8 protein-coding genes are annotated in these 11,328 nt (G+C 71.8%); 3 read left to right on the forward strand and 5 right to left on the reverse strand.

Going from position 1 to position 11,328, the window contains the following annotated elements; genetic code table 11:
• Window positions 1-22: 22 nt before the first annotated feature.
• The gene (locus tag FQY83_RS13575; RefSeq protein WP_146388492.1) at window positions 23-370 is read left to right on the forward strand and encodes a DUF488 domain-containing protein; all 348 of its coding nucleotides are present in this window, start codon (window positions 23-25) and stop codon (window positions 368-370) included.
• Between the two features lie 237 nt (window positions 371-607).
• Here FQY83_RS13575 and FQY83_RS13580 read toward each other — a convergent pair whose 3' ends face one another.
• The 3 genes from FQY83_RS13580 to FQY83_RS13590 form a co-directional block, all read right to left on the reverse strand.
• On the reverse strand, window positions 608-1,672 hold the full coding sequence (locus FQY83_RS13580; RefSeq protein WP_425478664.1) for a DUF5694 domain-containing protein: 1,065 nt from the start codon (window positions 1,670-1,672) through the stop codon (window positions 608-610).
• Window positions 1,673-1,977: 305 nt separating this feature from the next.
• Window positions 1,978-4,161 carry an NHL repeat-containing protein gene (locus FQY83_RS13585; RefSeq protein WP_238333500.1) on the reverse strand — a complete coding sequence of 728 codons (2,184 nt, stop codon included), beginning with the start codon at window positions 4,159-4,161 and terminating at the stop codon, window positions 1,978-1,980.
• Window positions 4,158-5,327, reverse strand: a complete 1,170-nt coding sequence (locus tag FQY83_RS13590; RefSeq protein WP_146388494.1) for a class I SAM-dependent rRNA methyltransferase — start codon at window positions 5,325-5,327, stop codon at window positions 4,158-4,160. Before FQY83_RS13590 ends, FQY83_RS13585 begins: the two co-directional genes overlap by 4 nt.
• A gap of 77 nt (window positions 5,328-5,404) precedes the next feature.
• Here FQY83_RS13590 and FQY83_RS13595 point away from each other — a divergent pair, with 77 nt between their 5' ends.
• Window positions 5,405-6,187 (forward strand): rhomboid family intramembrane serine protease, encoded by a 783-nt coding sequence (locus FQY83_RS13595; protein WP_146388495.1) that lies wholly within the window; start codon window positions 5,405-5,407, stop codon window positions 6,185-6,187.
• A 185-nt stretch (window positions 6,188-6,372) separates the two neighbouring features.
• Window positions 6,373-7,443, forward strand: a complete 1,071-nt coding sequence (locus FQY83_RS13600; RefSeq protein WP_146388496.1) for a serine hydrolase domain-containing protein — start codon at window positions 6,373-6,375, stop codon at window positions 7,441-7,443.
• Window positions 7,444-7,652: 209 nt separating this feature from the next.
• On the opposite strand, the gene FQY83_RS13605 is transcribed toward FQY83_RS13600, so the two are convergent.
• Both FQY83_RS13605 and FQY83_RS13610 read right to left on the reverse strand, forming a co-directional pair.
• Complete coding sequence (locus FQY83_RS13605; RefSeq protein WP_146388497.1) at window positions 7,653-8,885, reverse strand: acetate/propionate family kinase; 1,233 nt, start codon at window positions 8,883-8,885, stop codon at window positions 7,653-7,655.
• Window positions 8,882-11,254: a heavy metal translocating P-type ATPase gene (locus tag FQY83_RS13610; protein WP_202878192.1), complete on the reverse strand. Its 2,373-nt coding sequence runs from the start codon at window positions 11,252-11,254 to the stop codon at window positions 8,882-8,884. The genes FQY83_RS13605 and FQY83_RS13610 overlap by 4 nt, the downstream gene beginning before the upstream one ends.
• Window positions 11,255-11,328 lie beyond the last annotated feature (74 nt).

Consider the following 11,328-nt stretch of genomic DNA (forward strand, 5'->3'; position numbering starts at 1 on the left):
GTCGCCGGCGCAGGGTCGCGGCATGGACGTCCGCCTCAAGCGCGCCTACGAGCCGCCCGCCCGCGGCGATGGCGCGCGCATCCTCGTCGACCGGCTGTGGCCGCGCGGGGTGAAGAAGGAGGCGCTGGCGCTGGACCTGTGGCTGAAGGACATCGCGCCGAGCGCAGCCCTGCGCAAGTGGTTCGACCATCGCGCCGAACGCTTCGACGAGTTCGCCAAGCGCTATCGCAGGGAGCTGGAGGCCAACGACGCGACGGTCGCGGAACTGCAGCCATGGCTGCGCAAGGGGCGCGTCACGCTGCTGTACGGTGCGCGCGATCCGGAGCACAACCAGGCGGTGGTGTTGAGGGCGTGGTTGCTGGGGCGGTAGGGGCGGTGGAGGCATGATCGGCAACCGCCGACGTTCTGCCCGAACGCCGGGAAAACATCCGTCATTCCAGCGAAAGCTGGGATCCAGTTTGATCCTGGCGCAAAAACAAATGGATCCCAGCTTTCGCTGGGATGACGGACCCTGGTTGCACCGGAAACCCGGCTGCACTGGAACCCTGGTTGCACCGGAGTCGCGGACAGATCCGCCCTCGCGGCGGCACACGCATACGCTGCGGGCTCACCGCTCCGCCAGGAACGTCTCCACGTCGACCACGTCCACGCCCTGCAGCTGCGCGAGCCAGCGGTCGAACCAGGGCTTGTGCGAGGCACCGACGATCGACAGCACGCGCGCGCCGGGGCGCTCGCGGAAGGTGACGCCGATGTTGGCGACCATGCGCAGGTTGCGCAGGTCCCAGCCGGCGACGTACTGGCGACCGAAACGCTGCGGCGAGGCCTCCTTCAGCGCCATGCCGAAGTCGCAGGCGGCCGGCATGCGCTGGTAGTCACGGCTGTTGGTGAGGCGATACAGCGGCAGCAGGTCCGGCGCGGCACGCAGCGTCTCCTGGCGCTCGCGCAGGGCGACGCATTCGGCCGGCGCGCTATCCCATGCGCCGCGGATCGCCTTCTCGAATCCGGCCATGTCGTCGATGCGCAGGTTGTCGCCGGTGTGGTCGTCGACCGGATGCACGCGCGGCAGGCCGAGGCGCACCGCCAGCGCCGCGGCGATCTGGGTGTTCTCGCTGGCGGAGGCGGCGCGCTTGCGCAGGGCCGCGACGAGGGCGGCGCCGAGTCCGTCGCCCTCGATCCGCTCCGCTTCGGGCAGGGACAGCCACTGCACCAGGGCCGAGGTGGGATCGCCGGCGGCAAAGAACAGTGCGGCGAGGTGGCGACGTTGAACTGGCGTCGGTGCGTCCGGCCAGGTCGCCAGCTGCTGTTCGACGGCCGCGATCGCGGCCGGCACGTCCAGCCCGGTGGCCGCCTGCGCCGCGGCGGTGTCGGGGCAGTAGCTCGCGCCGCCTTCCGGATCGTAGACCGTGGGATGCCGCGCCATCAGGTCGCAGGTCTCTCCCGGCATCGACTCGACGGTGATGATCTCCGGCCGGAACGCTTCGAGCCGCTGCAGCACGGGCACGAGCGCGGCCGGATCGAACGCGTCCGCGCGGTCGCCCTGCGCGAGGTGCACCGTGCCCAGCACCAGCACCTGCGTGCGCGGGCCGGGCATGGCGTCGTCGAGCGTGGACAGGTCGAGCTGCGCCTGCGCCGCGACAGGGAGGCAGGCGGCAAGCAGCAGGGCGGGCAGGATGGTTCGATGCTTCATGCTTCTCCTCGCGGACGGTGGCGGTCGCAGGGTTCCGGTTTCGACAATCCGATGCTTGGAGGTGTCATTCCGAACGCAGTGAGGAATCTTCTTCCCGGTGTCGCCTTCGCCGCTGCGCCGGAGCGGGATCCCCCACTGCGTTCGGGATGACAGGTTGGGCATGCAGCGCGCGGGATGGCATGTGGTCCCGGCATCCATCACGCCGAAGCGACAGGCGCGGCGGGACTCGATTCCAGCGTATCCACGCGCCGCGGGCATGACCTGATGGTCACCGTGACCATCGGCGCGGGTCAGCGCGATGCGCGACCGGTTTCCGTTTCGGGCAGGGGCAGGGCCTCGTCGACCAGCGTCACCGGCAGGTCGCGCGCGCCGATGGCCGCATTGCCGCTCGCGTCCTCGCCGAAGGCGCGCACGAGGTAGTCGCCCGGCGGCAGCTGCGACGGCTGCCAGTGCGACGCCGCGAGTTCACCTGCGCGCACGCGGTTGCTCGCCACGTACAGGAAGCGCGTGCGCGCGGCGCCGTGCACGGTGATGCCGCTGTCGGCGGCGTAGGCGAGCTTCACCGCGTCCGGGTGCGCGGGCATGCGCGAGAAATCAAGGTTCATCGCCGGCGCCTCGAATCCCGGCGCCGGTGTGCCGTCCGCGCGCAGCACCTGGTAGCCGACGCGGTGCAGGCCGAGGCGGCGGCGCGGCAGGTTGCCGTCGACCTGGTCCCAGGCGTCGACCACGACCTGCACGCCACCGCCGTTGCGCGGCACCCGCACGCGGCCGTTGGCGCGCGTGGCGATCGGTCGGTCGTCCTCGTCGAGCAGGGCGATGCCGTCGATGCGCGGCGGCACGGTGTCGACATAGCCGCGGAAGCCGAGCCGGATGGCGTTGTGCTGATGGCCATGCGGGCCGACGATCAGGTGCACGTGCGCCTGCGCGTTGATCGTGCCCAGCGGCTCGCCGGCGCGGAAGCGCGTGCCGCGCGCGATGCGCACCCGCGACGGCCGGCCGTCTTCGTCCTGCTCCATCAGGAAGCGCGCGGGATCGAGATTGCGGCCCTGCGGCGTGCGCCCGGCGCGCATGTGCAGGTAGGTGAGCTCGTCGACCGACACACCCTCGGCCTGTCCGCCGAAGCTGAAGGCCGCGAGCGGGCTGGTGACCTTGGCATCGGCGATCAATAGCACGCTCGCACCGACGTCGCCGCGCACGTCGAGTCCGTTGTGCAGGTGGCTGCGGCGCTCGCCGCTGAAGTTGCCGCGCACCTCGCCCAGGGTGCCGACCACTTCGTGCCACGCGTCCTGCGGGAACAGCGGCCAGCGACCGCGCGTGTCGGGCAGCGGACGGTCCGGGCGCGGTCCAACCGGGCCATCGGCGAGCGCGTTGTCGCCGATGACGCGCGGCACGATGCGGTGCAGGCGGTGCCCGGCCGCGTCGGCGAGCAGCAGGCTGCCGTCGGCCTCGAGCCACAGCGCGGACGGGCGCGCGAACCACTGCGCCGGATCCACGCCGGTCAGCGCGCGCACGCGGCCATCGGGATCGACCTGCAGCACGCGGCCGGGCGACAGGTCGGCGACGTACAGCACGCCGTCGTGCGCGACCGCGACCGCGAGCGGACGACCGGGATCGATCCCGCCTTCCCGCACCGAAGGCACCCAGGTCCGCACCTCGCCGTCCGGGTCGAGCCTGCGCAGCGCGCGGTTGCCGGTATCGGCGACCCAGAGCGTGCCGTCGCCCGCGACCGCCAGCGCCGTCGGTGTGTCGAAGCGCGCGAGCATGCCCGGTCCGCTGGCGAATCCCGCGCCCTCGCCGCCCGCGAGCGTGCGCACGCGGCCGTCGCGCTCGATCACGCGGATGCGGTCGTTCCAGGTGTCGGCGACGTAGACGCGTCCGGCGTCGTCGACCGCCACGCCCATCGGCGCGTGGAACTGGGCCAATGCCGCGTCGCCGTCGCGGAAGCCGGCGATGCCGGTGCCGGCGAGCGTGGTCACCGCGCCGTTGCGGGTGATCTTGCGGATCGCGTGGTTGCCGGTGTCGGCGACGTAGAGGTTGCCCAGGCGATCGACCGCGAGCGACGAGGGCGTGTGGAACCTCGCCTGCGCGCCGATGCCGTCGGCGAAGCCTTCGCCGGAACCGGCGAACGTGCCCACCCTGCCGTCGGGCGCGATCCGGCGGATGCGGTTGGCCTCGCCGCCGTCGGCGACGAACAGGCTGCCGTCGGCGCCGCGCACCAGTCCCCAGGGTTCGTCGAAGCGCGCTTCGAGCGCGTGGCCGTCGCGCACGCCGCGCAGGCCGGTGCCGGCGAGCGGCGCGATGCGCGCGCGCCAGTCGAACGAGGTCGGCGGCGGTGGCGGCAACGGCCCGCGCAGCCAGTCGCGCAGCGGTCCGAACAGGAATGTCGCCGCAAGCGCGAGCGCGGTCAGGGCAGCGACCGCGACCAGCGCGCGCCGCACGCCCGTCGGCACGCGGCGACCGGCGCGCCGGTTCAATCCAGCACGCGGCAGAACACCGCCTTCAGGTAGCGCGATTCCTGCACGTTGGCGAGGAACGGATGATCGGCGCCGGCGCCGGCGACCTTGAGCACCTGCACGCTGCGCCCGGCGTAGAACGCGGCGCGGCGCAGCATGTCGAGGAACTGTTCCTCGCTGACCAGGCCGGTGCAGGAGAACGTCGCCAACAGCCCGCCGGGCTTCACCACGCCCAGCGCGAGCTTGTTCATGTCGAGGTATTTCTTCAGCGCGTTGATGACCTGGTCGCGGTCGCGGGTCATCTTCGCCGGGTCCAGGATCACCACGTCGAACCGCTCGCCGTTGTTCGCCGCGTCGCGCAGCCACGGGAAGAGGTCGGCCTGCACGAAACGCGGGCGCACGTTGTTCAACTTCGCGTTGCCGCGGGCGATCTCCAGCACCGCCTCGTCGATGTCGATCCCGACCACCTCACCGGCGCCGCGCGCGGCCGCGTACACGCCGAAGCCGCCGGTATTGCAGCACAGGTCGAGCACGCGCTTGCCCGCGCAGCGGTGCGAAAGCCATTCGCGGTTGTCGCGCTGGTCGGCGAAGAAGCCGGTCTTGTGCGCGCCGGCGGGATCGGCGCGGAAGCGGATGCCGTTCTCGGTGATGATCGCCGGCGCCGCGGGCTCGCTGCCGCGGAAGTCGAACGATTCCTGCTTCTGCACGTGTTCGTCGGCGAAGCTGTGGAAGCGGCAGCCGGGAAACTGTTCGCGCAGGGCGTCGTAGATCCACTCGCGATGGCGGAACATGCCGGCGCTGAAGAACTCGACCACCAGCAGGTCGTCGTAGCGGTCGACCACGAGGCCGGACAGGCCGTCGCCCTCGCTGTGCACCACGCGCCAGGCGTTGCTGGTGGCGTCGAGGTCCAGCCCTTCGCGGCGCAGCTGCACGGCGGCGGCGATCTTCCCTGCGAACCAGCCGGCGTCGACCGCCACGTCCGGATCGGTCTCGAGGATGCGCAGCGCGATCCGCGAATGGCCGTTGTAGAAGCCGCGGCCGATCCAGGCGCCGTCGACGCCGACGATGTCGACGATGCTGCCGGGTTTCGGGCGCTGCGCCGGCTTCTCGACCAGCTTCTGGAAGATCCAGGGGTGGCTGGAGCGCCAGGCGTTCCTGAGGCGGACGGTGGGGAGGGGGTCGGTCATGGCGGGAATTTTACGCGTGTCCCGGCGGCTCCCGTCCCAACCCTTGCATCCCCCGCTTTCGCCGCCATCCTCCCCTGATGCATCTCGACACCCCCGAAGCGCCCATCGATCCCGCCGCGCAGCGCGCCGCCGACCGCCGCCGCCTGAACCGCGCGCTGCAGGCCAGCATCGCCTTCGTCCTGCTGCTGGTGATCGCGTTCGGCGCGCAGGGACTGTTCGACTGGCATCCGCTGGCGGTTGCACCGCTGTCGCCGGCAGGCCTGGCCGGGCTGCTGACCGCGCCGCTGCTGCACGGCTCGCCCGCGCACCTGGTCGCGAACGCGAGCGCGCTGCTGCTGCTCGGCACGCTGGCGCTGGCGGTGTACCCGCGTGCGACGTGGCGCGCGCTGCCGCTGATGTGGCTGGGTTCGGGCCTGGGCGCCTGGCTGCTGGGCGACGCCGGCTCCTACCACCTCGGCGCCAGCGGCGTGACCCACGGGCTGATGTTCCTGGTGTTCGTGCTCGGCCTGCTGCGCCGCGACCGTCCGTCGATCGCCGCCGGCATGATCGCCTTCCTGTTCTACGGCGGCATGCTGCTGACCGTGCTGCCGCAGGAGCCGGGCGTGTCGTGGCAGTCGCACCTGGGCGGCGCGCTCGGCGGCATCGTGGCCGCCTTCGCGTTCCGCCGCAGCGACCCGGTGCCGGCGCGCAAGCGCTACAGCTGGGAGATCGAGGAAGAAGAAGCCGAGCGCGCCGCGCAGGCCGAGCGCGACACCTACGAACCCGGGTCGCCGCGCGACGTGCCGGTGCTGTGGCATCGCCAGCCTCCGCAGGAGGATCGCGGCGTGGTGCTGCCGTTCCGGCGCGACCGCGGGGACTGAGCGACGGATCGCGCATGCGGCATGCCATGCCCTGCGCATCCGACACGCCACCATTGTCATTCCGAGCGCAGCGAGGAATCTGCTTCTTCACTGCGAGCAACAGCAGAAGCAGATTCCTCGCTACGCTCGGAATGACATTCTGTTGGAAGCACCTGCAATCCGCGGCAGGTGCTTACAATGGGCCGATGCGAACGGCCGCCGCACTGCTGACCTGCCTGCTCGTGGCCTGCGCCAGCGGAGGTGGCACGATGCAGTCCGTGGACGAACGGGTCGATTCGATGATGTCCGCCTACGCCGGCGATGCGCCCGGTGCGGCGCTGCTGGTCGTGCGCGACGGCGAGCCGTTGCTGCGCCGCGGCTACGGCCTCGCCGACGTCGGGGGCCGGGTCCCGGTCACGCCCGGGACCAACTTCCGCCTCGCCTCGGTCAGCAAGCAGTTCACCGCTGCCGCGATCGTGCTGCTGGCGCAGGACGGCGCGCTGTCGCTGGACGATCCGGTCCGCAAGTGGCTGCCCTCGCTGCCCGCCGCGGCCGACGGCATCACCCTGCACCACCTGCTCAGCCACACCTCCGGGCTCGTCGACTACGAAGACGTGATGCCCGACCATGTCGACGGCCAGCTGCACGACGCCGACGTCCTGCGACTGCTGGAGGCGCAGGACCGGCTGTACTTCGCGCCGGGCAGCGACTATCGCTACAGCAACAGCGGCTACGCGCTGCTGGCCCTGGTCGTGGGCAAGGCCTCGGGCCGCGACTTCGCCACCTTCCTGCGCGAGCGCATCTTCGGGCCGCTGGGCATGGACGGTACGGTCGCGTTCGAGGACGGCGTGTCGACCGTCGCGCAGCGCGCCTATGGCCACAGCGACGTGGATGGCGCCTGGGTCCGCACCGACCAGAGCAGCACCAGCGCGGTGCTCGGCGACGGCGGCATCTATTCCTCGATCGACGACCTCGCGAAGTGGGATGCGGCGCTGCACGACGACCGCCTGCTCTCCGACGCCTCGCGCCGGCTGGCGTTCACCGCACACACGCCGACCGGCGAGGCGGACGTGGACGGCTACGGCTACGGCTGGCGCATCCACGACAGCGGCCACGGCCGCCTGCTCTGGCACTCGGGCGAGACCATCGGCTTCCGCAACGTGATCCTGCGCTGGCCGGAGCGGCGGCTGACGGTGGTGCTGCTGAGCAACCGCAACGATCCCGAGCCGTATGCGCTGGCGCGGCGGATTGCGGCGCTCTACCTGGAGGCGCCCTGAGCTTCCCGTCGACCGCGTGATCGTCATCCCCGCGAAGGCGGGAAGCGCTTTGCAACAGCGCGAAGCGCTGGTCATCCAGTGTCTTCCAGCGCTGGAAGGACAAGGACAAAGGGCAAAGACACTGGGTTCCCGCCTTCGCGGGAATGACGGCCTTTTTTGCGAGAACCCGGATGAAAACCGGCCGTCCGGCGGCCGGCGGATGATCCGCTTCAGTGCGTCCGGTCCCGGACGATGGCGATGGCCTGACGGGCGGCGATCCACTCCTCGTTGGTCGGCTCCACGCCCACCAGCACCCGGCTGCCGGCCGCGGAAATGATCGCCGCGTTGCCGGCGTTGGCGCCTTGATCCAGCGCAACGCCGAGGAAGGCCAGATCGGCGCAGACGCGCTCGCGCACGAAGGCGTTGTGCTCGCCGACGCCGGCGGTGAACACTAGCAGGTCGAGGCCGCCGAGCACCGCGGCCATGGCACCGATCTCGCGCACGATGCGGCGCACGTACAGCGCCAGCGACAGGCGCGCGCGTTCGCCGGCCTCGCCGTCGTCGTCCTCGTGGCCCACGATCACGCGCGGTTCGGACGAGATGCCGGACACGCCGAGCAGGCCGGAGCGGTGGTAGAGGATGCGCCCCACCTCCTCCAGCGACAGCTTCTCGATCTCCATCAGGTACAGCACCGCGCCCGGATCGAGCGCGCCGGTGCGCGTGCCCATCATCAGGCCGTCGAGCGCGGAGAAGCCCATCGTGGTGGCGACGCTGCGCAGGCCCTGCATCGCGCACAGGCTGGCGCCGCTGCCCAGGTGCGCGACCACGGTGCGTCCGCGCGCGGCGTCGCCGTGGCGCTCGGGCAGTGCGGTCGCCATGTATTCGTACGACAGGCCGTGGAAGCCGTAGCGGCGCAGGCCGCGCTGCCAGGCGTCCCACGGCAGCGGCAGCAGTTGTTCGACGATCGGCAGGGTGTGGTGGAAGCCGGTGTCGAAACAGGCCACCTGCGGCAGGTCCGGCCGCTCGCGCAGCAGGATGTCGATCGCCTCCAGCGCGAACGGCTGGTGCAGCGGCGCCAGCGGGATGTAGCCCTTGAGGTCGTCGAGCACGCCGGCGTCCACGCGCACCGGCGCGAAGTACTTGCTGCCGCCGTGCACCACGCGGTGGGCGATCGCGGCCAGCCGGCGCCCGTCCAGTCGCGCCAGCACGCCTTCGCGGATGCGCTGCAGCGCCGAGCGGTAGGGATGATCGGCATCGAGTTCGACCGGCGCCGGTTCGATCCCGGTCTCGCCGTAGGTCGGCGACGGGCCGCCGATGCCCTGCACCTTGCCGTTCCACGCCGGCGCGCGCGGCAGCGGGTCCTGTCCGCCGTCGAACAGCGCGAACTTGATGCTCGACGAGCCGCAGTTGAGCACGAGGACGAGGTCGCCCCGGGTGGCATGGCGGTCGCTGGCGCGGCTCATGCGTGACGCTCCTTCACCGCATCGGGCACCGCGAGCCGCTGCCCGCGCAGGCGCAGCGCGTTGCCGACCACGGACGCGGAACTGAAGCTCATCGCCAGCGCCGCGATCATCGGCGACAGCAGCAGGCCGGTGAACGGGTACAGCACGCCGGCCGCCAGCGGCACGCCGAGGCCGTTGTAGACCAGCGCGAAGCCCAGGTTCTGGCGCATGTTGGCGACCGTCGCCTGCGACAGCGCGCGTGCGATGGCGATGCCGCGCAAGTCGCCCTTGACCAGGGTCACCTGCGCGCTGTCCATCGCCACGTCGGTGCCGGTGCCCATGGCGATGCCCACGTCCGCGCGCGCCAGCGCCGGGGCATCGTTGATGCCGTCGCCGGCCATCGCCACCACGCGGCCTTCCGACTGCAGGCGCTCGACCAGCGCCAGCTTGTCCTCGGGCCGCACCTCGCCGTGGACCTCGTCGATGCCGAGCCTCGATGCCACCGCGTTGGCCGTGGTCAGGCCGTCGCCGGTCGCCATCACGATGCGCAGGCCGGCCGCGTGCAGCGCCGCCAGCGCGTCCGGCGTGCTCGCCTTCACCGGGTCGGAGACCGACAGCAGGCCGGCCAGTGCGCCGTCGACGGCGAGATGCATCACGCTGGCGCCCTCGCCGCGCAGCGCTTCGGCGCGATCGGCCAGGGGCGCGGGATCGACGCCGACCTCGCGCATCAGGGCGGTGTTGCCGAGCGCGAGCCGGCGGCCCTCGACCGTGCCGCGCACGCCGATGCCCGAAGTCGATTCGAAATCCTGCACCGGCGCGAGCGCAATCCCGCGCTCGCGCGCCGCGGCCACGATCGCCTCCGCCAGCGGATGCTCGCTGCCCTGGTCGAGGCTGGCCGCCAGCCGCAGCACGTCATCCGCGTCGAAGCCTCCAGCCGCGACCGCCTCGCCGAACGCCGGACGCCCCTCGGTCAGCGTGCCGGTCTTGTCGACCACCAGCGTATCCACCTCGCGCAGGCGCTCGATCGCCGCAGCGTCGCGGAACAGCACGCCCTGCGTCGCACCCCGTCCGGTGGCGACCATGATCGACATCGGCGTCGCCAGCCCCAGCGCGCAGGGACAGGCGATGATCAGCACCGCCACCGCGTTGATCAGGCCGTAGACCCAGCCCGGCTCCGGCCCGAACAGGCCCCAGGCGAAGAACGCGACGATCGCGATCGCGACCACGCCCAGCACGAAGCGGCCGGCGACGACGTCGGCCAGCCGCTGCATCGGCGCCTTCGAGCGCTGCGCCGCGGCCACCATCTGCACGATCCGCGACAGCAGGGTCGCCGACCCGACGCGCTCGGCGCGGATCACCAGCGCGCCGCCGGTATTGAGCGTCGCGCCGATCACGCGGTCGCCGGCGGCCTTGCGCACCGGCAGCGGTTCGCCGGTGAGCATCGACTCGTCGACCGCGCTGCCGCCTTCGAGCACCACGCCGTCCACCGGCACCTTCTCGCCGGGGCGCACGCGCAGGCGGTCGCCGACGTGCACGTGTCCGAGCGGGATGTCTTCTTCGCCGCCGTCGTCGCGCAGGCGGCGCGCGGTGGTCGGCGCGAGGCCGAGCAGCGACCTGATCGCGGCCGACGTCTGTGCGCGCGCCTTCAGCTCCAGCAGCTGGCCGAGCAGGGTCAGCGACACGATCACCGCCGCCGCCTCGAAGTACACCGACACCCGGCCCATCGACGCGAACGAATCCGGAAACGCGCCCGGCGCAACCGTGGCGACGACGCTGTAGACGTAGGCCGCGCCCGTGCCGAGGCCGATCAGGGTCCACATGTTCGGGCTGCGGTTGACGATCGACCGCCAGCCGCGCGCGAAGAACGGCGCGCCCGCCCACAGCACCACCGGCGTCGCCAGCACCAGCTCGACCCAGCTCTGCGTCGCCATGTCGAACAGGCGCAGGCGGTGGCCGAACATCGCCAGCACGAACACCGCGGCGGTCAGCGGCAGGGTCCACCAGAAGCGGCGGGAGAAGTCGCGCAGTTCAGGGCTGTCGCCGTCGTCCAGGCTCGGCAGCTCCGGCTCCAGCGCCATACCGCACTTCGGGCAGGTGCCGGGATGGTCCTGGCGGATCTCCGGATCCATCGGGCAGACGTACAGGGTGCCCGGCGGCAGCGCTTCCGGCGGCGGCACGGGCGCCGCGCCGTGGCCGCCGCAGCATGATGCCGGCGCGGCGCTGCCGTCGTAGCGCGCCGGATCGGCGGCGAACTTTTCCGCGCAGCGCGCGCTGCAGAAGTGCCAGGTGCGGCCATCGCGCTCGACGCGGTGCGGCGAGTCCTCGCGCACGGTCATGCCGCAGACGGGGTCGCGGTGCGTGGTGGGGGCGTGGTCGTGCGGTGCGTGCATCGTCATTTGCGTCCAGCGGTTCCCTGGCGGTTCAACGAACTGTCATTCCGAGCGTAGCGAGAAGCGGTTCACAA

It is taken from the genome of Luteimonas marina (genome assembly GCF_007859325.1).
Classification (GTDB): Bacteria; Pseudomonadota; Gammaproteobacteria; order Xanthomonadales; family Xanthomonadaceae; genus Luteimonas; species Luteimonas marina.